Source organism: Cupriavidus sp. USMAHM13 (assembly GCF_001854285.1).
Lineage (GTDB): Bacteria > Pseudomonadota > Gammaproteobacteria > Burkholderiales > Burkholderiaceae > Cupriavidus > Cupriavidus malaysiensis.
Genome location: NZ_CP017751.1, coordinates 936,843 through 960,865, shown reverse-complemented (window position 1 = coordinate 960,865; position 24,023 = coordinate 936,843). Strand labels below are relative to the sequence as shown.

Sequence of the window (24,023 nt, the reverse complement as noted above, 5' to 3'; positions counted from 1 at the left end):
CGGCGTGCTGCGTTCAGTGCGCCTGCGGTACCGGTGCCGCGGGCGGCGCGTCGCCTTCCTTCAGGCGGCTGCGGTTCAGCACCCCGGCCTGCTCCAGCACCGGGTAGGCGGTCGCGCAGAACAGCGAATTCAGGCGCTTCAGGTCGCTGATCACGTCGAGATGCAGCGAACTGGTCTCGATGCTCTCGGCGGTCTGCTCGGCCACGCGGTGCAGGTGGGAACGCGCGAACTTGAATTCCAGCTCGCGGAAGTTGGCCTTCTCCGCCATCAGTTGCTGCGCGCTCTTCAGGTCGCCGTTGAGGAAGACCGACAGGCCCAGCCGCAAGTTGGCCACCAGGCGCGCGTGCATCTCGGCGATCTCCTGCATGCCGGCCGCGGAGAAGGCCAGGTTGTGCGCGATCTTCTTGTCGCGCGCATCCAGCAGCAGGCGCTCGATGATGTCGCCGGCATGCTCCAGGTTGATGGTCAGCGAGATGATCTCGGTCCAGCGCTGGCCGTCGCGCTCGTCGAGGGCCTCCAGGCTGATGCGGGTCAGGTAGAGCTTGATCGCGGTGTAGAGGTCGTCGACCTCGTTGTCGATGCGGCAGGTGGCTGCCGCCAGCTTGGCATCGTTGTTGCGCAGCACGCGCAGCATATTGTCGAGCATCTGCTCGATGCGGTCGCCGATGCGCAGCACCTCGCGCGCGGCATTGGCCAGCGCCAGCGTCGGCGTCGGCAGCGCGGCCTGGTCGAGGTAGCGCGGCGTGACCTGGCTTTCTCCCGTATTGCGCCCCGGCAGCACCGCTTCGCACAGGCGCGCCAGCGGCCCGGTGGCGCCCAGCAGCAGCGCGGCCAGCCCGATATTGAACAGCAGGTGGAAGCTGACCACCTGCCGCTGCGCATCGGCGCCCAGCAGGGCGAGCAGGTCCTGTGCCTGCGTCAGCAGCGGCAGCGCGACCAGGCAGCCGAGCAGGCGCGAGAGCAGGTTGCCGAGCGCCACGCGCTTGCCCGGCTGGTTGTTGCCCGAGGTGGTCAGCATGGCGGAAATGCCGGAGCCGAGGTTGGCGCCCAGCACCAGCGCCAGGGCCACGTGGATCGACACCACCCCGGCCGAGGCCAGCGCACCGCAGAACAGCACCACCGCCAGGCTCGAGTAGCACAGGATGGTGATCAGCGCGCCGATCAGCATGTCCAGCGAAGGGTCGCCGGTCAGGGTGCTGAACAGCACCTTGACGCCGGCCGCCTGCACCACGGGACGGGTGGCGATCGAGATCAGTTCCAGCGCCAGCGTGATCAGCCCCAGCCCGATCAGCACCCGCCCGACGTGGCCCGGCTTGCTGCCCTTCCACGACAAGTGAAGGATCACGCCGACGAAGATCAGCAGCGGTGACAGCCACGACAGGTCGAGCGAGAACACCTGCACCATCAGCGCCGTGCCGACGTTGGCGCCCAGCATGATGGCCAGCGCCGGCGCCACGGCGATCAGGCCCTGGCCGACGAAAGAACTGACGATGACCGCGGTCGCATTGCTGCTCTGGACCAGGCCGGTAACGCCCAGGCCGGCGAGAAAGGCGGTGAAGCGGTTGGAGATGCTGGCCGACAGCACGTGGCGCAGGTTGGCGCCGTACACGCGCAGGATGCCGACCTTGACGATGTTGGTTCCCCAGACCAGCAGGGCGACGCCCGAGAGGAGATGAAGTAGAACGCCCATGGGAGCCCTTCTGCGACCGGTGCCAGGCGGCTGCGGGCGCAGGCGGGCCCGGTCATCGTGTCGTTATCAAGGGGGCATTATGCGCGTCCCCCCGGGTGGGGGCAACATCATAGGACCGGTCGGAAAATCCTCGTGCCCCTTGCCCGCCCCGGCACCGGGCCGGCGCCACACCACCGTTGCAGCGGCGCCACGCCGGAGCGGCCGCCCCGCCTCAGGGCAATGCGACCCTGATGCCGAGCGCGAGGAAGATCGCGCCGGCCACGCGGTCCAGCCAGCGGCCGGCGCCGGGACGGCGCCGCAGCCAGCCGCCGAGCGTGCCGGCGCACAGCGCGAAGGCGGTGAACACCACCGCCGTCTGCAGCATGAACACCACGCCCAGCAGCAGCATCTGCCAGCCGGCGTCGGCGGCATCGGCCTTGACGAACTGCGGCAGGAACACCAGGAAGAAGAGCGTGACCTTGGGATTCATCAGGTTGGCCAGCACGCTCTGGCGGAACACCTTGCCGAGCGGCACGGCGGCGCTGTCCATGCCGCCGGCCAGCGCGCCGCGCGAGCGCAGGGCCTGGACGCCGAGCCAGACCAGGTAGGCCGCGCCGGCCAGCTTGATGGCCTCGAACACCAGCGGAGACGAACGCAGCACGGCGGCCAGCCCGACGGCTGCCACCACCGTGTGGACCAGACACCCGGAGGCGAAGCCCAGCCCGGCCGCCACGCCGGCGCGCCGGCCCTGCGCCATGCCGCGCGCCAGCACCTGGAGATTGTCCGGCCCGGGCGCCACCGTGATGGCCACCGAGGTGATCAGGAAGAGCAGCAGGTCAGGCATGGGGAATGGCTCCGGCAAGGGCGATCGGCGGATCGGTCTGGTGCGGTGGCGATCCGGCGCGCGGGACACCGTCCGCGCGCCGGCTGAGGCATCAGTGGCCGTCGAAGCCGCACACCGTGAACAACGGCAGGCCGGCGTCGCGCAGCAGGCGCGAGCCGCCCAGCTCGGGCAGGTCGACGATGGCCGCCCCCTCCACCACCACGCCGCCCAGGCGCTCCAGCAGCTTGCGGCCGGCCATCATGGTGCCGCCGGTGGCGATCAGGTCGTCGATCAGCAGCACGCGGTCGCCGCGCTTGCAGGCGTCGGCGTGGATCTCGACGGTGGCGCTGCCGTATTCCAGCTCGTATTCCTCCGCCACGGTCTGGTAGGGCAGCTTGCCCTTCTTGCGGATCGGCACGAAGCCCAGGTTCAGTTCGTAGGCGACGATCGCGCCCAGGATGAAGCCGCGCGCATCGATGCCGGCGACCAGGTCGAGCCGGGCATCCATGTAGCGGTGCACGAAGACGTCCACCAGCACGCGCAGGGTCTTGGGATCCTGCAGCAGCGGCGTGATGTCGCGGAACTGCACGCCGGGCAGCGGCCAGTCGGGCACGGTGCGGATGCGGTCGCGCAGGTAGCTGGAGACGTCGCCCAGTTCGGGCGAGTCGATCTTGATGTCGGTCATGGTGTCGGGGGACCTGGAGCGGTACGTGAATTGCCTTAGGAAAACGTCTGCGGGCGTCCGGCCGCGGTGCCTCGGGCCTGGCCGCCATGGCGTGGCCGCGCCTGCGGTATCGGGCTACCACCCGCACCGGGGCGGACGGCAACACAATGGACTGCACCGTCAGATACGGAGCCGCGGCGCCGGAATCGGTCCGGCACCGGCCGTGCAACCCGTAACCATAGCAGGAGACAGCAATGGCCAAGAAGATTTTGATGCTGGTCGGCGACTATGCCGAAGACTACGAGACCATGGTTCCCTTCCAGGCGCTGCAGATGGTGGGGCACACCGTGCACGCCGTCTGCCCGGACAAGAAGGCGGGTGACCAGTGCGCCACCGCGATCCACGACTTCGAAGGCGACCAGACCTACAGCGAGAAGCGCGGCCACAACTTCACGCTGAACGCCACCTTCGCCGAAGTGGACCCGGCGGCCTACGACGCGCTGCTCATCCCCGGCGGCCGGGCCCCCGAGTACCTGCGCCTGAACGCGCGCGTGCTGGAGATCGTGCGCCATTTCGCCGGCGCCGACAAACCGATCGCGGCGGTCTGCCACGGCGCCCAGCTGCTGGCCGCGGCCGGCGTGCTCGAAGGCCGCAGCTGCTCGGCCTATCCTGCCTGTGCACCGGAGGTACGGCTGGCCGGCGGCACCTATGCCGAGATCGCGGTGGACCAGGCCCATACCGACGGCAAGCTGGTCACCGCGCCCGCCTGGCCGGCGCACCCGGCCTGGCTGGCGCAGTTCCTTGCGGTACTGGGCACGCGGATCGTACATTAGGGCTTCCGAACGCGGCGCGCCGGCCTGGCGCGCCACACCCGCGCGGGAGTTGCCGATGTGCGAGATCTTCATCCGGGCCAACCCGGAGTCCTACGTATGCCAGTCGCGCTCGCTGCGCCTGCATGGCGTGGCCACCAGCATCCGGCTGGAAAAACTGTTCTGGGAAGTGCTGGCGGAGCTGGCGCAGCGCGACGGCATGAGCGTCAGCCAACTGATCGCGCGGCTGTATGACGAACTCGCCGCCCACCGGGGCGAGGTGGCGAATTTCTCGTCCTTCCTGCGTGTGTGCTGCCTGCGGTACCTGATGCTGCAGGGCGAGGGCCGCATCCCCGCCGACCCGCGCGTGCCGATCCGTTCGCTCGATGCGGCCGCCGTGCTGCGCGACCTGCCACCCGGCTGGGTCGATACGCCGCCCTCGTCCGCCGCGGCCGCGGCAGCGGCAACTGGACGGTCCGCCCGCCGCGTACCCGTTGCGCGCGCCAAGGCCGGGCAGTTGCCTGCCTAGCGGGTCTAGCGGGTCTAGCGGGTCTAGCGCGCCTGAGCGGCCTAGCCGGCCAGCAGCCTCTGTTCGGCGGTGTCCAGCGCCTCGGACGGGCCGCGCAGCACCAGGATGTCGCCCGGCTCGAGCACGGTATCGTCCTGCGGATCGAAGGCACGGATACCGCGGCGGCGCACCGCGGTCACCTCCACCCCCATCTGCGCCAGGCCCAGCGCACCCAGGCGGCGGCCGACCGAACTGGCCTGCGCCCCGAGCGAGATCGAGCGCAACCGCACCGAATCGCGCTCGAGCATGTCTTCCTCGTCGTCGCGGCCATGGAAGTAGCCGCGCAACAGGCTGTAGCGCGCGTCGCGCGCCTGCTGCACACCGCGCACCACGCGCCGCATCGGCACGCCCAGCAGCACCAGGGCGTGCGAGGCCAGCATCAGGCTGCCTTCGATGATCTCGGGCACCACCTCGGTGGCGCCGGCCTTCTGCAGGGCATCCAGTTCCGAATCGTCGACCGTGCGCACGATCACCGGCAAGCCCGGCTCCAGCTCCTGCACATGGTGCAGGACCCGCAGCGCCGAGGGCGTGTTGGCGTAGGTGACGACCAGCGCCGCGGCGCGGTGGATGCCGGCGGCGATCAGGGCCTCGCGCCGGCCGGCATCGCCGTACACCACGGTCTCGCCCGCGGCGGCGGCCTCGCGCACGCGGTCGGGGTCGAGGTCCAGCGCGACGTAGCCGATGCCCTCGCGCTCCAGCATGCGCGCCAGGTTCTGGCCGCTGCGGCCGTAGCCGCAGATGATGGCGTGCTTCTCGGTCTGCAGGCTCTGCGCCGCGATACGCGTCATGTTGAGGGACTGCAGCAGCCACTCGTTGGCGGCGAAGCGCAGCACGATGGCGTCGCTGTACTGGATCAGGAACGGCGCCGCCAGCATCGACAGCAGCATGGAGGCCAGGATCACCTGGGTCAGCACCGGGTCGAGCAGGTTCAGTCCGTCGATCTGGTTCAGCAGCACGAAGCCGAACTCGCCGGCCTGCGCCAGGCCCAGGCCGGTGCGCATGGCCACGCCCTGGCGCGAGCCGAAGGCGCGCGCCAGCAGCGCGATCAGCACGAACTTGAAGAGGATGGGCAAGAGCAGCAGCAACAGGACCAGCCACAGGTGATCGAGCACCACGCGCACATTGAGCAGCATGCCGATGGTGACGAAGAACAGGCCGAGCAGCACGTCGCGGAAGGGCTTGATGTCCTCTTCCACCTGGTGGCGGTAGGGCGTTTCCGAGATCAGCATGCCGGCGATGAAGGCGCCCAGTGCCATCGACAGGCCCAGCCGCTCGGTGAGCGCGGCCATGCCGAGCGTGACCAGCAGCAGGTTGAGCATGAACAGTTCCTGCGAGCGGCGCGCCGCCACCACGTGGAACCAGCGGCTCATCAGGTTCTTGCCGACGTAGAAGATCAGGCTCAGCGCCACCACGATCTTCACCGCCGCCAGCATCAGCGCGGCCGCCATGTCGCCGGGGTCGCGCGACAGCGCCGGGATCACGATCAGCAGCGGCACCACCGCCAGGTCCTGGAACAGCAGCACGCTGATGATGTTGCGGCCGTGCTCGGTCTCCAGTTCCATGCGCTCGGACAGCATCTTGGAGACGATCGCAGTGGAGGACATGGCAAGCGCGCCGCCGATGGCGATGGCCGCCTGCCAGCTCAGGTGGAACAGCCAGTTGAACAGCAGGCTGGCCGGCAGCACCGCCAGCATGGTCAGCACCACCTGCGACCCGCCCAGGCCGAACACCAGCCGCCGCATGGCGCGCAGCTTGCCGAGGCTGAACTCCAGCCCGATCGAGAACATCAGGAAGACCACGCCGAACTCGGCCAGGTACTGGATCTGCCCCGAATCGCCGGCCAGCGCCAGCGCATGCGGCCCGATCAGGATGCCGACCGCGAGGTAGCCCAGCATGGGAGGCAGTTGCAGCATGCGGAAGGCGACCACGCCGAATACGGCGGCTGCCAGCAGCACAAGAGTGAGTTCCAGCGGAGAATGCATCGAAAGGCTCTGGGTGGGCCGGCCCGGCGCACGGGCCGCCCGGCGCGGGCCGCCCGCCGGCGGGGCCCGGCAAGCGCGGTTGCCGCCCGGGAACGCCCCCCCTGGTGGGACGGGCCAGACGCCATCGCATTCGTTGGTATACTTCGTCGCCATGATAGCCAATTTCGATGCCGATCGAGCACTTCAGCTCGCTCGCAATACCCTGCAGACCGAGGCCGATGCCGTGGCGGCACTGTCCGCCCGCCTGACTCACGAATTTGCGCGCGCGGTGGAGCTCGTCCTCCACTGCAGCGGCCGCGTGGTCGTTTCGGGCATCGGCAAGTCGGGCCATATCGGCCGCAAGGTGGCCGCCACCCTGGCCTCCACCGGCACGCCCGCCTTCTTCGTCCACCCCGCCGAGGCGAGCCACGGCGACCTCGGCATGGTGACGCGCGACGACGTACTGGTCGCCTTCTCCAATTCCGGCGAGACCGGCGAGCTGCTCGCCATCGTGCCGATCGTCAAGCGCATCGGTGCCCGCCTGATCTCGGTGACGGGCAACCCTGCCTCCACGCTCGCCAAGCTGGCGGACGTGCACCTGGATGCCGGTGTCGAGAAGGAAGCCTGCCCGCTGAACCTGGCCCCGACCGCCAGCACCACCGCGGCACTGGCGCTGGGCGACGCGCTCGCGGTGGCGGTGCTGGACGCGCGCGGTTTCGGCGAAGAGGACTTCGCCCGCTCGCACCCGGGCGGGGCGCTCGGGCGCAAGCTGCTGACCCATGTGCGCGACGTGATGCGCAGCGGCAATGCCGTGCCCGAGGTACGCGAAAGCACGCCGCTGGCACAGGCGCTGATGGAAATCACGCGCAAAGGCATGGCCATGACCGCGGTGGTCGACGCCGACGGCCGCGCCATCGGCGTCTTCACCGACGGCGACCTGCGCCGCCTGCTGGAGACCCCGCGCGACTGGAAGACGGTGCCGATCGGCGACGTCATGCACCGTGATCCGCGCAGCATCGGCCCGGACCGGCTGGCGGTCGAGGCGGTACAGCTGATGGAAGCCAACCGCATCAACCAGCTGCTGGTGGTGGACGAGGGCGGGCGCCTGGTCGGCGCGCTGCACATCCACGACCTGACCCGCGCCAAGGTCATCTGAGGCACGTCGGGCGCCCATGCAATCCATCCTGTCTTCCCTCAGCCGGCTCGCCATGCGCGCGCTGCCCATGCTGCTGATGGCGGTGGTCGCCGGCAGCACGTTCTGGCTCGTGCAGATCAACTCGCCGCGCGAAGCCGCGACCGGCCCGAAGACGGCACGCCACGAGCCCGACTACTACATGGACCGCTTCGCGGCCACCGAGCTCGACGTGAACGGCGACACCAAGTTGCGCTTCAACGGCGACAAGATGGTGCACTTCGAGGACGACCAGACCTACGAGTTCGCCCGCCCCGCGATGCGCTCCTACGATCCGGGCCGCCCGCCGGTGAGCGGCCGCGCCGACCGCGGCAAGATGAACGCGGACGGCTCGATCATCGACCTCTACGACAACGGCCTCATCGTGCGGGCGCAGGGTCCCGACCCGGCGCAGGACCCGCAGATGAGCGCGGCCTCCGAGTACTTCCGGATCCTCGTCAACGACGATCTCGTGAAGACCGACAAGCCGGTGCAGCTCACCCGCGGCGTCTCCGTGATGAACGCCAACGGCCTGCTCTTCAACAACGTCACGCGCGAAGTACAATTGTTCGGCAACGTGCGCGGCACTATCGTCACCACCCCGCGCGGCGCGCCCGCGCCGAGGTCCTAAGTCATGCAACCGCGCGCGGCAACCCGCAGCCGCCGCTTTCTCCATCCGCTCACCATCATGATGCCTGCCTTGAAGACGTGGTTCCGCGCCCGGATTTCGCCTGCCCTGCTGGCCGCGGCCGCCGCGCTCTGCCTGGCGCCGGCCGCCCACGCCGAGCGCGCCGACCGCGACAAGCCGCTGGTGCTCGAGGCCGACAACGCCAGCTACGATGATGTCAAGCAGGTCTACACGCTGACCGGCAACGTGGTCCTGACCAAGGGCACCATGGTGCTGAAGTCGGACGCCGCCGAGCTGCGCACCGACCCAGAGGGCTACCAGTACGCCATCGCCACGGCCAAGCCGGGCAAGCTCGCCTATATCCGCCAGAAGCGCGACAACGTCGACGAGTACATCGACGGCTGGGGCGACCGCATCGAGTACGACGGCAAGCAAGGCATCTCCAAGCTGATCGGCCAGGCCCGCATGGCGCGCCTGGCGGGCGGCAAGCAGATCGACGAGATCCGCGGCGCCGTGATCACCTACGACAGCAACAACGAGTACTACACGGCCAGCAGCAGCGGCGACAAAGGCGCGGTGACCTCCTCGGGACGCGTGCGCGCCGTGCTCTCGCCGCGCCAGCCGGCCAGCGCGCCGGCAGCGCCGCCGCTGGAGCTGAAGCCCGCACCCGCGCCGTCCAAGTCCTGAACCCAGCCGAACGCAACGCATCCAGCGCGCCAGGCGCTCCCAACGCACTGCCCTCATGACCGATACCCAGACCGCCCCCGCCGCCACCGCCAGCAACGGCCAGTCCGCCGGCGGCAGCACGCTGACGGTACGCCACCTGAAGAAGCGCTATGGCTCGCGCACGGTGGTCAAGGACGTCTCGCTCGACGTCAAGAGCGGCGAGGTGGTCGGCCTGCTGGGGCCCAACGGCGCCGGCAAGACCACCTCCTTCTACATGATCGTCGGCCTGGTGGCGCTGGACGAAGGCGACATCGTGCTCGACGGCCTGCACCTGAGCGGCCTGGCCATCCACGAGCGCGCGCGCATGGGCCTGTCCTACCTGCCGCAGGAGGCCTCGGTGTTCCGCAAGCTCAACGTCGAGGAGAACATCCGCGCGGTGCTGGAGCTGCAGATCGTCGACGGCAAGCCGCTGTCGGCGCAGGAGATCGAGCGCCGCCTGGACGCGCTGCTCGACGACCTGCAGATCGCCCACCTGCGCCAGAATCCCGCGCTGTCTCTGTCGGGCGGCGAGCGCCGGCGCGTGGAAATCGCGCGCGCGCTGGCTTCGGCCCCGCGCTTCATCCTGCTCGACGAACCGTTCGCCGGTGTCGACCCGATCGCGGTGGGCGAGATCCAGCGTATCGTCAGCTTCCTCAAGGCGCGCAACATCGGCGTGCTGATCACCGACCACAATGTGCGCGAGACGCTGGGCATCTGCGACCACGCCTACATCATCAGCGAGGGCGCGGTGCTGGCCGAGGGCCGCCCGCAGGAAATCATCGCCAACGAATCGGTGCGCCGGGTCTACCTGGGCGAGAACTTCCGCATGTGATGCGGTGGCCGCGCCTCGCCGGCGCGGGACCGCGACAAAGCGGCAGGAACGTTAGCAATTTTCGTTCCATCGCGCTGCGGATGGGCATAGAATAGGCCGCATGAAACCTTCGCTTCAGCTCCGCCTTTCCCAGCATCTCGCACTGACGCCACAGCTTCAGCAGTCGATCCGGCTGTTGCAGCTTTCCACGCTCGAACTGCAGCAGGAAGTCGAGCAGGCCCTGATCGAAAACCCTCTGCTCGAGCGCGAAAACGATTGGATCGAGAGCCCGCTGCGGGTGGCCGCCGATGGCAGCATCAACGTGCAGAGCGCACCCGCGCCGGCCCCGGCCGAAGCGCAGGGCAATGGCGAGGCACGCAGCGACGAGGGCGGCGGCGATGAAGAGCGCTTCGGCGACGGCGCCGACGACTACGGCAGCGACTGGAGCCTGGACGACTTCGCGCGTCGCCCCCAGGGCGACGAAGACGAGAAGGCGCCGCTGCAACTGCGCGACGCCGAGCCGACCCTGCGCGAGCACCTGATGGAACAGCTCGCGCCGCTGAAGATCTCGGCGCGCGACAAGGGCCTGGCCATCTTCCTGATCGAGTCGCTCGACGACGACGGCTACCTCAGCGCCACGCTCGAGGAGATCTGCGAAGAGCTGCCCGAAGAGCTGGAGTTCGAGATCGAGGAAGTGCAGGCCATGCTGGCCCTGCTGCAGAGCTTCGATCCACCCGGCGTGGGAGCGCGCAATGCGGCCGAATGCCTGGCGCTGCAGCTGCGGCGGCTGTCGCATCCGCAGCGCGAGCTGGCGCTGGGCATCGTCAACCACCACCTGGAACTGCTGGCCGCGCGCGATTACACGCGCTTGAAGAAGGCGCTGCAGGTGGACGAGACGGCGCTGAAGGCAGCACATGACCTGATCCGCTCGCTGGCACCGTATCCGGGCCACGCCTACAACCGTCCGCAGGCCGACTTCGTCGTGCCCGACGTGTTCGTGCGCAAGAGCGGCAGCGGCTGGATCGCCCAACTCAATCCCGACGTGATGCCGCGCCTGCGCATCAACGACATGTACGCGCAGATCCTGCGCGGCGCCAAGGGCGAATCCGGTGCCGCCGGCCTGCAGCAGAAACTGCAGGAAGCCCGCTGGCTGATCAAGAACATCCAGCAGCGCTTCGACACCATCCTGCGTGTCGCACAGGCCATTGTCGAGCGTCAAAAGAACTTCTTCAGCCACGGTGAAATTGCGATGCGCCCCTTGGTTTTGCGGGAGATTGCCGATACACTGGGATTACACGAGTCAACCATCTCTCGGGTGACGACTAACAAATACATGGCCACCCCCATGGGCACTTTCGAGCTGAAGTACTTCTTCGGCAGCCATGTGTCCACGGAAACGGGCGGCGCTGCTTCATCAACGGCTATCCGAGCCTTGATCAAGCAACTGATAGGAGCCGAAGACCCGAAGAATCCCCTGTCCGACAGCCGAATTGCCGAATTGCTGGGCGATCAGGGCTTCGTCGTGGCGCGCCGGACGGTCGCCAAGTACCGAGAAGCGCTGAAGATCCCGGCAGTCAATCTCCGCAAGTCTTTGTAGCCGAGCCGCATCGCCTGCCTGGTGTGGCTCTTTCAGAAGGAGAAGCGCTATGAACTTCAAGATCAGTGGACACCACCTGGACATCACGCCACCCCTGCGTGAGTACGTGGAAACGAAGCTGGAGCGTATCGTCAGGCATTTCGATCAAGTCATCGGCGTTAGCGTGCTGCTCTCTGTCGACAACCACAAGGAAAAGGACAGGCGTCAGTACGCGGAAATCAATCTGCATCTGAAGGGCAAGGACATCTTCGTCGAGGCGCACCACGAAGACCTGTATGCGGCGATCGACGCACTGGTCGACAAGCTGGACCGTCAGGTCATCCGGTACAAGGACCGCGTGCAGAGCCACGACCGGGAATCCGTGAAGTACCAGATGGCTGCCGCACAGATGCAGCAATAGCCAGAGAAAACAATAAGAACAATCTGCCTGATCTGCCTTGAGGCCGCCCGTCGGCCACCAGCACAAGGGCCAGACCACGAACCGCGCATCAGCGCGGTTTTTTGCTTTTGGCGGACCGGCTCGCGTGCACGCCCCGTACACGCCCTCGTCCGGGGGAGTTCGCAAGTGGCGCGACGCAGTGTATGCTCTCCAATACATGAGTCGCCGCTACCGCCGGGACCGCGGCTTGCGCGCCGCACAAGAAGGCGGGCGGGCTGCTCTATAATGGTCCGATACTCCGCATGCCGGCGCCCGACCGGCGGAGCGAGCGGATATTCCGCCTCTTTGACCCGGCCGGGCGCGCAGCGCACCGGGCCGCTTATCTGGAATCCCTGCGCACCTGCCATGAACCGTTTGGCCAAATTGCTGCCGCCAGGCAACATCACACTCGACGTCAGCGTCACCAGCAAGAAGCGCGTCTTCGAACAGGCCGGACTCCTCTTCGAGAACAACCATGGCGTGGCGCGGGCCACGGTCACCGACAACCTGTTCGCGCGCGAGTCGCTGGGCTCGACCGGGCTGGGCGCGGGCGTGGCCATCCCGCATGGCCGCATCAAGGGCCTGAAGCAACCGCTGGCCGCCTTCATGCGTCTGGCCGAGCCGATCCCATTCGAATCGCCCGACGGCAAGCCGGTGTCGCTGCTGATCTTCCTGCTGGTACCCGAGCAGGCCACCCAGCAACATCTCGAGATCCTGTCGGAGATCGCCCAGTTGCTGTCCGACCGCGACATGCGCGAAGGCCTGGCCACGCTGCCGACGCCCGAAGCCGTGCACCAGCTCCTGACCGAATGGCATCCCTGACCGGCGCTCCGCCCGCAGGCGCGGGCCAAGGCACCGGCGGCGGGTCCTAGCGCTTTCCAGCCCCACCAGACTCCCCCGCATGGAACTCACCGGCGTTTCTTCCCAGTCCATCTTCGACGACAACGCAGCCGACCTCAAACTCTCATGGGTGGCGGGTCTCGAGGGGGCGGATCGCGCCTTCGACGTGGATTTCGCCCGCGAAGCCACCTCGGCCGCCGACCTCGTGGGCCACCTGAACCTGATCCACCCCAACCGCATCCAGGTCCTCGGCAAACCCGAGATCACCTACTACCAGCGGCTGGACGACGAGATGCGCAAGCGGCAGATGGGCGAGCTGATCCTGCTCGAGCCGCCCTTCCTGGTGGTCGCCGACGGCATGGAGCCACCGCCCGACCTGGAACTGCGCTGCACGCGCTCTTCCACACCGCTGTTCACCACGCCGGTATCCTCGGCGGCCGTGATCGACCACCTGCGCCTCTACCTGTCGCGCATCTCGGCGCCGCGCGTGACCATGCACGGGGTATTCCTCGACATTCTCGGCATGGGCGTGCTGATCATGGGCGAATCCGGCCTGGGCAAGAGCGAACTGGGCCTGGAACTGATCTCGCGCGGCCACGGCCTGGTGGCCGATGACGCGGTCGACTTCGTGCGCCTGGGTCCGGACTTCGTCGAAGGACGCTGCCCGCCATTGCTGCAGAACCTGCTCGAGGTGCGCGGCCTGGGCCTGCTCGACATCAAGACCATCTTCGGCGAGACGGCGGTGCGCCGGAAGATGAAGCTCAAGCTGGTGGTGCAACTGGTGCGCCGCAACGACGGCGAGTTCGAGCGGCTGCCGCTCGATTCGCAGTACCTGGACGTACTGGGCCTGCCGATCCACATGGTGAAGATCCAGGTTGCGGCCGGCCGCAACCTGGCGGTGCTGGTCGAGGCTGCGGTGCGCAACACCATCCTGCGCCTGCGCGGCATCGACACGCTGCGCGACTTCATGGACCGCCAGCGGGCCGCGATGCAGGCCGACGCGGTCTCGCGGGGCCAGGGAAGACTGCTCTGACGCCGGCCGGCATGCCGCCGGCCGCTGCTTGCAATTGCTTACAGGAACACGGGCGCGGCCGTCAACGCAGGCCGGCGGCGCGCCGTTGTGTGCGGTAATGGGCATCGAGCCCAGTCAGACACCGCGGCGCCGGCATGGCACGCGGCCATGAAGTCTTCCACAGCCAGGAGAAGAGCATGAAGAAGATGATCGCGATCTGTGCACTGCTGACCCCGCTGTTCGCCACGGGAGCATTCGCCCAAGGCTCGGCGCCCGCGGCGGCCAACTCCCAGCAGGACAAGATGAAAGCCTGCAATACGCAGGCCTCCGGCAAGAAGGGCGACGAGCGCAAGACCTTCATGAAGGATTGCCTGTCCAACAAGCCGGCCGCGGCGGCGGCGCCGATGACCCAGCAGGAGAAGATGTCGGCCTGCAGCAAGCAAGGCAAGGGCAAGAAGGGGGATGATTACAAGTCCTTCATGAAGGACTGCCTGTCCAAGTAAGGACCTCAGGGCGCTGGCGGAGCCCCCCGCCGGCCCCGCCTGGCACGCCCGCGGCAGCGCCGGGCGGCGGTCATGACGGCGACATGCGCTGATGCTATGCTTGCCGTGCTATGCGCATCATTCTTATCACCGGGATCTCCGGCTCCGGCAAGTCCGTCGCACTGAATGTGCTCGAGGACGCAGGTTATTACTGCGTGGACAACCTGCCCGCGCAATTCCTGCCGGAACTTGCCCGCTATCTGGCATCGCAGGGCCACACCCACCTGGGCGTCGCGATCGACGTACGCAGCCGAGAGTCGCTCGACCAGCTGCCCGACGTGCTGCGCAACCTGCGCGCCGAGCACCGGGTGCAGGTCATCTTCCTCACCGCCAACACCGAGGCGCTGGTGCAGCGCTACTCGGAAACGCGGCGGCGCCACCCGCTCTCGATCCGTGCCGACGATACCGGGCAGTCGCCCGCGCCTGAGCCGGCGCTCAGCGACACCTCGCTGATCGAGGCCATCGAGATGGAGCGCGAACTGCTCAATCCGCTGGCCGAGTCTGCCCACCGCATCGACACCAGCAGCGTGCGCACCAATACCCTGCGCGCCTGGATCAAGGAAATCATCCGCGACGAGCCGCTGCAGCTGACCCTGCTGTTCGAGTCGTTCGGCTTCAAGCATGGCGTGCCGAGCGACGCTGACCTCGTCTTCGACGTGCGCTCACTGCCTAACCCCTTCTACGATCTCGCGCTGCGGCCGCTGACCGGGCGCGACGTGCCGGTGATGGAATTCCTGGAAAGCCAGCCGATGGTGCTGGAGATGGCGGAAGATATCCGCAGCTATGTGGAAAAGTGGCTGCCGAGTTTCATCGCCGACAACCGCAGCTACCTGACCGTGGCGATCGGATGCACTGGCGGGCAGCACCGCTCCGTCTATATTGTGGAAAGGCTCGCCAGCTATTTCCGCGCCCATGGTAATGTGCTGGTGAGGCACCGCGAACTCGTGCCGGCCGGCTGAAGGCCGCCCGGCGTCCCTGCTCCCGGCCCGAGGCGGCAACCGCCCCAGGCCCTTGCTGGCTTGCGCATGGCTCCCACCCAACCAGGCAGTCCCGCCGGCGCCGCCGGTGCCGCTTCCGGCACGGAGACGCAGACGCTGGAATCCCTGCCGCTGTTTCCGCTGCACACCGTCCTGTTTCCCGATGGCCACCTGCCCTTGCGCGTGTTCGAGCCGCGCTATGTCGACATGGTGCGCCGCTGCCTGCGTGACGGCACGCCTTTCGGTGTCTGCCTGATCCAGAGTGGCGAGGAGGTGGCCGCACCCGGCAGCGTCACCGTACCCGAAGCGATCGGCTGCCTGGCCGAGATCGTCGACTGCAATATGGAGCAGCTGGGCGTGCTGCTGATCGAGGCGCACGGCACCCAGCGCTTCCGTACGCTCGAGCACGGCACGCGCGAGGATGGGCTGCTGGTGGCGCGCGCCGAAACGCTGCCGCCCGACGTGCTCGACTGCAAGGAAGAGTTGCTCGGAGAATGCACCGCCGCCTTGCGCCGCATCGTCGCGGCCGTCCACGCCGAGGCGTCAGGCAGGAAGCTGTTCACGGAACCGCAACGCTGGCACGATCCGGGCTGGATCGCGAACCGGCTGTGCGAACTGCTGCCGGTTCCGCTCAAGGCCAAGCAGATGCTGATGGCCCTGCCCGATGCCGGCATGCGCATCGAGATCGTGCACCGCTACATGCGGCAGCACCACATCGTCTAGTCCGTCCCGCCCCGCCCCGTCCGGCCACGCCGGGCCTGTGCGCGGCCGCGTGGCTCAGAACAGGCCGGGTGCCGCCTGTGCCAGCAGCAGCTTGCGCACCGGCGCCGGCACGCCAACCCCATCCAGCTGGTCCAGCGCGACCCAGCGCCATGCCGGTGCCGCGGCCTCGGCCGGGCCATCGCCATCGCGCACGGCGGGCGCCGCCATGTCGACGCGGACCGCCCGGATCAGCAGGCGGAAATGCGTGAAAACGTGGGTCAATTCACCGGAGAATACCGCGCGAGACGGCGTGCCATGGCCGTGCGCATAGGCGAGCGCGGCATCCTCGGCCTGTTCGGCATCAAAGGGGACCTGTTCCACCGGCAGTTCGGGCAGGCTCCACAGGCCGCCCCAGATGCCGCTGCCGGGGCGCAGCGTCAGCAGGATCTCGCGGCCGCGCCGCAGCATCACCATCACCGTGCTGCGCTCGGGCTGCGCGGCGCGCGGCTTGGGACTCGGCAGCACCCCCGTCAGGCCGTCGCGCCGCGCCACGCAACCGTCAGCCAGCGGACAGGCGGAGACGTCGGCCAGGCAGGCCGGCCGGCCGCGCGAGCAGATGGTGGCGCCGAGATCCATCAGGCCCTGCGTGTAGGACACCATGTCGCGCGCCTGCTCCGCCCCGGCCGGTGGCAAGGCGGCATCGGCCAGCCGCCACATGCACGCCTCCACGGCGCGCTCTCCCGGGTGCCCGTGCAACCCGAAGAAGCGCGCGAACACACGCTTGACGTTGCCATCGAGAATGGGGGTTCGCACGCCCGCGCTGAAGGCAGCGATCGCCGCCGCGGTGGAACGGCCGATGCCCGGCAGCGTGACCAGCACGGCGGGATCGGTCGGGAAACGCCCCTGGTGCTCGGCCACGACCTGCCGGGCACAGGCGTGCAGGTTGCGCGCGCGCGAGTAGTAGCCCAGGCCGGCCCACAGCGCCATGACCTCGTCGGCCGGCGCGGCCGCCAGCGCCTCGACGGTCGGCAGGCTGGCCATGAAGCGCTGGTAGTAGTCGATCACGGCGCTGACCTGGGTCTGCTGCAGCATGATCTCGGACAGCCAGATCCGGTAAGGATCGCGGGTGTTCTGCCAGGGCAGGTCGTGGCGGCCATGGGCGCGCTGCCAATGCACCACGCGCATGCCGAAATCGGCTGGCACCTCAGGATCGTTGGCGTCGGCGGGAATTGTGCTGGCGGGCTTGCGGGGCATGGCGGGAGGCGACTGGAAACGGCTGAGAAAAGCGGCTGCGAAGAACGGCTACGAAAGACAGGAGCTGGTGGCAGGGCTGCCGCGCGGGACGGCCGGTGCCGCCGCGTGGCGCGCCACATGATACAGCCTCACCCGCCCCTGCCGCGCGCGCCGGCGCCAGGCGCCCGGCGCGTCACGCTGCCCGCACGCTCGATGCGTTTTCCGCCTCGGGCCGTGGCACATGCCGCGCGAAATAGGCGATACGCCCGCTACGCTCGTCGAGCCCGTTGAGCACCTCCTCAAGCTGGGCGATACGGTTCTCCAGCGTGTCGGTCGCCTCGTGGATGCGCTCGATCGAGTCGACGCGGCGCCGCAGCTGCTTCTGGTGCTCGCGAACCTGTGCCTCGAGCGGCGTCATCACCGACTTCAGCCAGACCTCGATGTCGCGGTTCAGGTCGCGGAAGACATCGAGCACGCGGCTGGCAATGGCGGCGAACGCGCCCTGCACCAGTTGCGGACGCGAGCGCGTCAGCATGCTGACCGCGCCGAAGTGGCTGTGGGTCAGCGCCAGGATGTCCCGCAGCTCGCCGGCATAGCGCGCCGTCAGGAACTGGATCGGCGCGGGCAGCGTGAAACCATGCTCTGCGTTGAAGCGGCGGTACATGCCGTCGATCAGCTGGTGCAGTTCGACGATGCGGGCATTGGCCTCCTCCACCAGGGTGCCCAGCCGCTCGAACAGCAGCTCCATTTCGTCGCGCAGGCCGCGCGAGAAAAAGCGCTCCTTCATCTGCTCGCGCGCGCCGCGCATGATGGCGCGCACGTCGCGCAATTGCAGGCTCCGGATGATTTCCGCGCTGTGGCGGCCGAACACGATGCGCAGCGCCTGGAACTTGGCGATGCTCTGCTCGAACTCCTCCTTCTCTGACTGCACGCGCAGCAGCATGTGCTTGACCATCGCGTGGTTCTTGCCGCGCAGGCCACGCAGCTCGAACAGCTGCTCGACGATATCGCGGCGCCGGCCCTGCAGCAGTTGCTGCGCGCCGCGCGCCATTTCCTCGACCGAGCGCTCGACCTGCTCGGCAGCGATCTCGCGCCGCTGCGGGATCAACTGCTCGGACAGCACCTGTTCGAAGCGCGGGATGCCGCTGCGTGCCAGCAACATGTCGTCGCGGGTGACCTTGGCCACCAGGCCCTTCTGTGCCGACACCGGATAGACGCGCGCCTCGTCGATACCCAGCACCTGCGCGCTGGAGCTGACCTGGCGCGCGATCTCCTGCTCGGTCTGCTCGGCGCTGCGCAGCGGATCCCACAGGCCATCGATCTTGTTGAGCACCGCCAGGCAACCCTTGCGATGCCCCGCGCCGACGTGGCTGCGCCACAGCTCCAGGTCGCTCTTGGTCACGCCCGCGTCGGCGGACAGCACGAAGACCACCACGTGCGCATCGGGAATCAGCCGCAGCGTCAGCTCGGGCTCGGTGCCGATGGCGTTCAGGCCCGGCGTGTCGAGGATCACCAGGCCCTGGCGCAGCAGCGGGTGCGGGAAGTTGATGACGGCATGGCGCCAGCGGGAGATCTCGACCATGCCATCGGCGTCGACCGCATAGGCCGCATCGGGATCGTCCTCGTGGTACAGGCCCAGCGATTCGGCTACCGGACGCGTCACGCGGATGGTCTCGACCACATGCTGGAAGGCCGACAGCATCCCCTCGGGCGAGGACGGGTCGAGCGGCACCGTATGCCAGTGCCCTGCGGCCGCGCCGGCCTCCAGGAAGTCCGCGGTGGAAGCGTCCTGCAGCCGCGTCTCGATGGGCAGCAGGCGGATGCAAGGGGCCTCCTGCTCGTCGTAGCGCAGTTCGGTCGGGCACATGGTGGTCCGCCCGGCCGAGGACGGCAGGATACGGCGGCCGTAGTCGGCGAAGAAGATGGCGTTGATCAGTTCGCTCTTGCCGCGCGAGAACTCTGCGATGAAGGCGACCTTGAGCCGGTCGCTCTTCAGTACGTTCTGGATGCGCTGCGCCCGCTCCTCCGCCTGCGCATCATAGAGATCGAACTGCTGCAGGCAGGACTGGAACTCGGCCAGGGCACTCAGCACCCCGGTCCGCCAGGCGCCGTATTGTTCGAATTGATGGGCGAGGGTCGTTGTCATTTGGTGGCTCGACTCGATGTCCTGTGGCGGCGCCCGACGCGGCACCGGCAGCCCGCGTGGACACTTTTTTGTAACACTCCATGACAGGGCACACGATACAGGTTTACGGCGCCGCCCGGTGGATTTGCGGGCGGATTCCGCCCGACTGTTGCGCCGCGCCATCGTCCCGCCGGAGCGGCGCGCCGGCGGCCCCTGGAGGCGCCGGCGCGACATGCCCGGGACCGGGCGCGGTCAATGCTGGCAGCGTGGACAGTAGAAGGTGGAGCGCTGGCCCTGCACGATCTGCCGGATCGGGGTGCCGCAGGTCCGGCACGGCTTGCCGGCGCGATCGTAAACGCAGCAGTCGAGCTGGAAGTAGCCGCTGGAGCCGTCGCTGCCGACGAAGTCACGCAAGGTGCTGCCGCCGCGCGCGATGGCCTCGGCCAGGATCTCGCGCACCGCCGCGGCGAGCCGCTCGCAACGCGCGCGGCTCAGCCGGCCGGCCGGCGTGGTCGGATGGATGCCCGCGCGGAACAGGCTCTCGGAGGCGTAGATATTGCCGACGCCGACCACGATGTCCCCGGCCAGCAGGACGGTCTTGATGGCGGCGCTGCGCCCGCGCGTATGCCGATGCAGCCAGGCGCCATCGAAGCCGCCATCGAAGGGCTCGATGCCGAGCCCGCGCAGCAGCGGATGGGCAGCCAGTTCCGACTCCGGCAAGGGGCTCCACAGCACCGCGCCGAAGCGCCGCGGATCGCGGAAGCGCAGCACCACGGGCGCCGGCGGCACGCCTTCGGCCTCGGCAGCCTCCAGGTCCAGGTCGACGTGATCGTGTGGCCCCGGCGGCGGGGCCTCGGGCAGGACACGCAAGGTGCCGGTCATGCCGAGGTGGATGATGAGCCAGCCCGTGGCCTGCGTATCCATGCCCGCGTTCCCGGCCGGGTCGGCACACTCGAGCAGCAGGTACTTGCCGCGCCGCTCGATGCGGCGGATCACGCGGCCCGCCAGCCTCGCTTCCAGCCCGGGCTCCACCGGCCAGCGCAGGCCGCGGTGGCGCACCGTCACGGCAGCGATGCGCCTCCCCGTCACATGGGGCAGCAGACCGCGCCGGGTCACTTCGACCTCGGGCAACTCGGGCATCGAACCTCTCCTTCCGCAAGCGTTCCAAGTCTTGTTCCCCGCACCGCTCGCGTCGGCCGGGAAAGCCTGCGCGCCACGCCCAGTCCGTCGGCAGGCGCACAGCCGGGCATTGTAGCGGCACGCTACAATGCCCCTAACCATTTGATCACCACCGGTTGCCGGAGCCCATCCCAACATGTCGGACCGCCAGGATCGCTACTCGATCGACTCCACGCCCAAAGCTCGCGCAGGCGCTCCCAGAACCTCCCGCCCCCGGATGCGTGCCGGCGCGCAGGCGCTGCGCCAGGCACTCCTGCTCGGTGCCGTGGCCACGCTGGGCCTCGCCGGCACCGCGCACGCGGCCCCGGCCGCCCGCGCGGCGGACGAGAATGCCACCGCGCAGCGCGCTGCCAAGGCCGTGCTGCCGGACGTGCCCCTGACCTCGGACATCTTCTACCGCGTGCTGGCCGCGGAAGTCTCCCTGCAGCGCGGACTGATCGGCCCCTCCTACCGCACCTACATGGACCTGGCGCGCGATACGCGCGACCCGCGCTTCGCCCAGCGCGCCACGGAGATCGCCTTCAGTGCGCGGCTCTCGCAACAGGCGCTCGATGCGGCACGCCTGTGGACCGACCTCGCGCCGCGCTCGGGACCCGCGCGCCAGGTGCTGTCGACGCTGCTGGTACTGAGCGGCCGCTGGGAAGATGCCGAGCCCCTGCTGGCTCACCAGTTGGCCGAGACGCCGGCCAGCCAGCGCCCGGAAGCCATCCTCCAGTTGCAGCAGCAGCTCTCGCGCACCGCCGATCCGGCCGGCGCCGCGGCAATGCTGCAGCGCCTGACGGCCAATGATGCCCGCCTGCCCGAAACCCAGCTGGCGCTGGCCCGCGCCCGCGAGACCGCCGGGGATGTGCCCGGCGCGCTGGCCGCCCTGGACGAGGCCCTGCGCCTGCGCCCCGGCTATGAGGCAGCAGCGCTGATGGCGGCGGAACTGCGGGCCGACAGCGCGCCCGGCGAGGCCATCGCGGGCCTGCAGCGCTTCCTGGCCAAGGCCCCGGGCTCCGTCAACGGACACATCATGCTGGCGCGCCTCTACCTGCAGCGCGGCGAAACCGCCCCGGCACGCAAGGAATTCGAGACCCTGCGCAAGATCGCGCCGACCGATCCACGCGTGCCGCTCGCGCTCGGCCTGACCAGCCTGCAGGCCAAGCGCTACGGCGAGGCCGAGCAATACCTGAAGGAGTACCTGCGCCTGGTCGAAACGGTGCCGGGCGCCAGCCCCGACGTGGCCTATCAATACCTCGCCGAGATCGCCGAGCAGCGCAAGGATTACCAGGGCGCGCTCGGCTGGCTCGACCGCATCGACGACAGCCGGCTGGAAACGGCGGTCGCCGTCAAGCGTGCGCAGCTGCTGGCCCGCATGGGCAAGCTCGACGAGGCGGATGCGGTCTACGCCGACATGATCGCCGACACCGAGGACATCTCCGACCCGGTGCTGCGCGGCCAACGCCTGACCGCGATCCGCCAGGCCGAGATCGCCATGCTGCTCGACGCCAAGGCCTACGACCGGGCCCGCAAGGCGCTCGGCGAGCGCATCGCGGCCGAACCCGACAACGCCGACTGGATCTACGAGCTGGCCATGCTGGACGAGCGCGAAAAGCGCTATGACAGCATGGAGAAGGGCCTGCGCAAGGTGATCGCCCTGCAGCCCGACCAGAAGCAGGGCTACAACGCGCTGGGCTATTCGCTGGCCGACCGCAACCAGCGTCTGCCCGAGGCGCTCAAGCTGCTGGAAAGGGCTTCCGAGCTCGGCCCGGACGACCCCTACATCATGGATAGCCTCGGCTGGGTCAAGTTCAGGCTGGGCCAGCTCCAGCCCGCCGCGGAGCTGTTGCGCAATGCCTACGCCAAGGCGCCGGAAGCCGAGATCGGCGCGCACCTCGGCGAAGTACTGTGGCAGCTCGGCCAGCGCGAGGAAGCACGACAGATGTGGGCCGAGGCGGCCAAGACCGAGCCCGACAATGAAGTCCTGATCGATACCCTGCGCCGCTACAACGTGACGCTCACCAAGTAATCCCGGCCGCGCCGGTCCCGCCGCGGACCGGCGCGGCCGCCGGCCCCGTCCGCCCGCGCGGGGCCGCGTCCACCCGCCATCCCCGATGCTGAGATCCCGTCTCGTCCTCGCCTGCCTGCTCGCGCCGCTGTGGCTCGCGGCCTGCGCCAACCTCGAACCGAGCCGCGGCTTCGACGCCGGCGAAACCGCCAGGCTGCAGGAGTACAGCGGCCGCTTCTCCGCCAATTACGTGCGCTACGGCCGCGAAGAAGGCGTGCAAGGCAGCTTCCACTGGCAGGAGCAGGGCCGCAACGTACGGCTCGACCTGATCTCGCCGCTGGGGCAGACGCTGGCCATCGTCACGGCCACTCCGTCGGGCGCCACGCTCGACCTGCCCAACCAGCCACCGCGCAACGCGCCCCAGGTCGACTCGCTGCTGGAGGATGCGCTCGGTTTCGCCCTGCCGGTCGCCGGCCTGCGCGACTGGCTCCACGCCCGTCCGTCGCGTGGCAGCCCGGCCGCCGCCACGCGCGATGAACAAGGCCGCCTGGCCACGCTGCAGCAGAACGGCTGGACCGTACGCTATGTTTCCTGGCAGGATGCCGCCGCGGCCGGCGCACAGCCGCGCCGCATCGACCTCGCCAGGGATAGCTCCGACCATCCGCTGTCCGTGCGCCTGGTGCTCGACCCCGAAGACAAGCCATGACGCTCGCCCTGCCGCCCGCCGAATTGCGCGACTGCCCCGCGCCGGCCAAGCTCAACCTCTTCCTGCACGTCACCGGGCGCCGCCCGGACGGCTATCACACGCTGCAGACCGCTTTCCAGCTGATCGACTGGAGCGACACGCTGCATTTCCGGCGCCGCGAGGACGGCGCCGTGGTGCGCACCACGGAGATCCCCGGGGTACCGGCCGACACCGACCTGGTGGTCCGCGCGGCGCGCCTGCTGCAACAGGCCACCGGCACGCGTTTCGGCGTCGATATCGCCGTCGACAAGCGCCTGCCGATGGGCGGCGGCATCGGCGGCGGCTCGTCGGACGCCGCCACCACGTTGCTGGCCCTGAACCGCCTGTGGGGCGTGAACCTGCCGCGCGCGCAACTGATGCAACTGGGATTGGCATTGGGCGCCGACGTGCCCTTCTTTCTGTTCGGCGAAAACGCCTTCGCCGAAGGCGTGGGCGAGCAGCTCAGCCCGATCGCGCTGCCCGACAGCTGGTTCGTCGTGATCCACCCGAAACAGCATGTGCCGACCGCGGAAATTTTCTCGGATCAGCGCTTGACAAGGAATACACCCATCTCCATAATTGCGGTCTTCGCTGCTTGTGAAAACAAATTCGCTTTCGGTCGCAACGATCTGGAAACGGTAGCAACAGCGAAGTTCGGTGAAGTCGCCCGAGCCCTTGAATGGCTGAGACAGTATAGTCCCCATGCAAGGATGACCGGCTCCGGAGCCTGCGTGTTTGCGCGTTATGATGACGCGGCGACTGCGCAGCGCGTTCTGGACAGGTTGCCGCCCGAATGGGATGGCAGGTGCGTGAGAAGTCTGTCACGACATCCGCTCGCAGACTTTGCAGAGTAGTTTTTCGTTCGGCGTGGCACG

The 24,023-nt window shown here is 68.6% G+C and carries 23 protein-coding genes; 16 read left to right on the top strand and 7 right to left on the bottom strand.

What is annotated here, in order from left to right:
• Positions 1-13: 13 nt before the first annotated feature.
• The 3 genes from BKK81_RS04360 to BKK81_RS04350 all read right to left on the bottom strand — a co-directional run bounded on the left by BKK81_RS04360 (position 14) and on the right by BKK81_RS04350 (position 3,177).
• Positions 14-1,690: a Na/Pi cotransporter family protein gene (locus tag BKK81_RS04360; RefSeq protein WP_071010925.1), complete on the bottom strand. Its 1,677-nt coding sequence runs from the start codon at positions 1,688-1,690 to the stop codon at positions 14-16.
• 211 nt (positions 1,691-1,901) lie between these two features.
• Entirely contained in the window at positions 1,902-2,513 is a 612-nt protein-coding gene (locus BKK81_RS04355) for a LysE family translocator (RefSeq protein WP_071010924.1), read from the bottom strand.
• Positions 2,514-2,604: 91 nt separating this feature from the next.
• On the bottom strand, positions 2,605-3,177 hold the full coding sequence (locus tag BKK81_RS04350; protein WP_071010923.1) for an adenine phosphoribosyltransferase: 573 nt from the start codon (positions 3,175-3,177) through the stop codon (positions 2,605-2,607).
• 233 nt (positions 3,178-3,410) lie between these two features.
• Between BKK81_RS04350 and BKK81_RS04345 the strand changes: the two genes are divergently transcribed.
• Both BKK81_RS04345 and BKK81_RS04340 read left to right on the top strand, forming a co-directional pair.
• A complete protein-coding gene (locus tag BKK81_RS04345) occupies positions 3,411-3,989 on the top strand; it encodes a DJ-1/PfpI family protein (protein WP_071010922.1) in 579 nt (192 codons plus the stop codon).
• A gap of 55 nt (positions 3,990-4,044) precedes the next feature.
• Positions 4,045-4,494, top strand: a complete 450-nt coding sequence (locus BKK81_RS04340; protein WP_083383928.1) for a ribbon-helix-helix domain-containing protein — start codon at positions 4,045-4,047, stop codon at positions 4,492-4,494.
• Between the two features lie 41 nt (positions 4,495-4,535).
• On the opposite strand, the gene BKK81_RS04335 is transcribed toward BKK81_RS04340, so the two are convergent.
• Entirely contained in the window at positions 4,536-6,515 is a 1,980-nt protein-coding gene (locus tag BKK81_RS04335) for a monovalent cation:proton antiporter family protein (protein WP_071010921.1), read from the bottom strand.
• A gap of 151 nt (positions 6,516-6,666) precedes the next feature.
• On the opposite strand from BKK81_RS04335, the gene BKK81_RS04330 reads away from it, so the two are divergent.
• The 11 genes from BKK81_RS04330 to BKK81_RS04280 all read left to right on the top strand — a co-directional run bounded on the left by BKK81_RS04330 (position 6,667) and on the right by BKK81_RS04280 (position 15,918).
• Positions 6,667-7,650, top strand: a complete 984-nt coding sequence (locus BKK81_RS04330) for a KpsF/GutQ family sugar-phosphate isomerase (RefSeq protein ID WP_071016041.1) — start codon at positions 6,667-6,669, stop codon at positions 7,648-7,650.
• A 16-nt stretch (positions 7,651-7,666) separates the two neighbouring features.
• Positions 7,667-8,296, top strand: a complete 630-nt coding sequence (gene lptC / locus BKK81_RS04325; RefSeq protein ID WP_071010920.1) for an LPS export ABC transporter periplasmic protein LptC — start codon at positions 7,667-7,669, stop codon at positions 8,294-8,296.
• A 57-nt stretch (positions 8,297-8,353) separates the two neighbouring features.
• The gene (gene lptA, locus BKK81_RS04320) at positions 8,354-8,980 is read left to right on the top strand and encodes a lipopolysaccharide transport periplasmic protein LptA (protein WP_071016040.1); all 627 of its coding nucleotides are present in this window, start codon (positions 8,354-8,356) and stop codon (positions 8,978-8,980) included.
• A 55-nt stretch (positions 8,981-9,035) separates the two neighbouring features.
• Complete coding sequence (gene lptB, locus BKK81_RS04315) at positions 9,036-9,830, top strand: LPS export ABC transporter ATP-binding protein (protein WP_071010919.1); 795 nt, start codon at positions 9,036-9,038, stop codon at positions 9,828-9,830.
• Between the two features lie 100 nt (positions 9,831-9,930).
• Entirely contained in the window at positions 9,931-11,406 is a 1,476-nt protein-coding gene (locus tag BKK81_RS04310; RefSeq protein WP_071010918.1) for an RNA polymerase factor sigma-54, read from the top strand.
• A 49-nt stretch (positions 11,407-11,455) separates the two neighbouring features.
• Positions 11,456-11,806 (top strand): ribosome hibernation-promoting factor, HPF/YfiA family, encoded by a 351-nt coding sequence (gene hpf, locus BKK81_RS04305; protein WP_071010917.1) that lies wholly within the window; start codon positions 11,456-11,458, stop codon positions 11,804-11,806.
• Positions 11,807-12,190: 384 nt separating this feature from the next.
• Positions 12,191-12,646: a PTS IIA-like nitrogen regulatory protein PtsN gene (gene ptsN, locus BKK81_RS04300; RefSeq protein ID WP_071010916.1), complete on the top strand. Its 456-nt coding sequence runs from the start codon at positions 12,191-12,193 to the stop codon at positions 12,644-12,646.
• 79 nt (positions 12,647-12,725) lie between these two features.
• On the top strand, positions 12,726-13,697 hold the full coding sequence (gene hprK / locus BKK81_RS04295; protein WP_071010915.1) for an HPr(Ser) kinase/phosphatase: 972 nt from the start codon (positions 12,726-12,728) through the stop codon (positions 13,695-13,697).
• A gap of 176 nt (positions 13,698-13,873) precedes the next feature.
• Complete coding sequence (locus BKK81_RS04290) at positions 13,874-14,179, top strand: PsiF family protein (protein ID WP_071016037.1); 306 nt, start codon at positions 13,874-13,876, stop codon at positions 14,177-14,179.
• 110 nt (positions 14,180-14,289) lie between these two features.
• Complete coding sequence (rapZ, locus tag BKK81_RS04285) at positions 14,290-15,177, top strand: RNase adapter RapZ (protein WP_071010914.1); 888 nt, start codon at positions 14,290-14,292, stop codon at positions 15,175-15,177.
• A 66-nt stretch (positions 15,178-15,243) separates the two neighbouring features.
• A complete protein-coding gene (locus BKK81_RS04280) occupies positions 15,244-15,918 on the top strand; it encodes an LON peptidase substrate-binding domain-containing protein (protein ID WP_083383927.1) in 675 nt (224 codons plus the stop codon).
• A gap of 54 nt (positions 15,919-15,972) precedes the next feature.
• On the opposite strand, the gene mutY is transcribed toward BKK81_RS04280, so the two are convergent.
• The 3 genes from mutY to mutM form a co-directional block, all read right to left on the bottom strand.
• Positions 15,973-17,151 carry an A/G-specific adenine glycosylase gene (mutY, locus tag BKK81_RS04275; RefSeq protein WP_071010913.1) on the bottom strand — a complete coding sequence of 393 codons (1,179 nt, stop codon included), beginning with the start codon at positions 17,149-17,151 and terminating at the stop codon, positions 15,973-15,975.
• Positions 17,152-17,323: 172 nt separating this feature from the next.
• Positions 17,324-19,276, bottom strand: a complete 1,953-nt coding sequence (locus BKK81_RS04270; protein ID WP_071010912.1) for a dynamin family protein — start codon at positions 19,274-19,276, stop codon at positions 17,324-17,326.
• A gap of 231 nt (positions 19,277-19,507) precedes the next feature.
• Positions 19,508-20,395: a bifunctional DNA-formamidopyrimidine glycosylase/DNA-(apurinic or apyrimidinic site) lyase gene (gene mutM / locus BKK81_RS04265; protein WP_071010911.1), complete on the bottom strand. Its 888-nt coding sequence runs from the start codon at positions 20,393-20,395 to the stop codon at positions 19,508-19,510.
• 175 nt (positions 20,396-20,570) lie between these two features.
• On the opposite strand from mutM, the gene BKK81_RS04260 reads away from it, so the two are divergent.
• The 3 genes from BKK81_RS04260 (at position 20,571) to ispE (ending at position 24,002) form a co-directional block, all read left to right on the top strand.
• Complete coding sequence (locus BKK81_RS04260; RefSeq protein ID WP_071010910.1) at positions 20,571-22,445, top strand: tetratricopeptide repeat protein; 1,875 nt, start codon at positions 20,571-20,573, stop codon at positions 22,443-22,445.
• Between the two features lie 85 nt (positions 22,446-22,530).
• Complete coding sequence (lolB, locus tag BKK81_RS04255; protein WP_071010909.1) at positions 22,531-23,130, top strand: lipoprotein insertase outer membrane protein LolB; 600 nt, start codon at positions 22,531-22,533, stop codon at positions 23,128-23,130.
• A complete protein-coding gene (gene ispE / locus BKK81_RS04250) occupies positions 23,127-24,002 on the top strand; it encodes a 4-(cytidine 5'-diphospho)-2-C-methyl-D-erythritol kinase (protein ID WP_071010908.1) in 876 nt (291 codons plus the stop codon). The genes lolB and ispE overlap by 4 nt, the downstream gene beginning before the upstream one ends.
• The last annotated feature ends 21 nt before the right edge of the window (positions 24,003-24,023 follow it).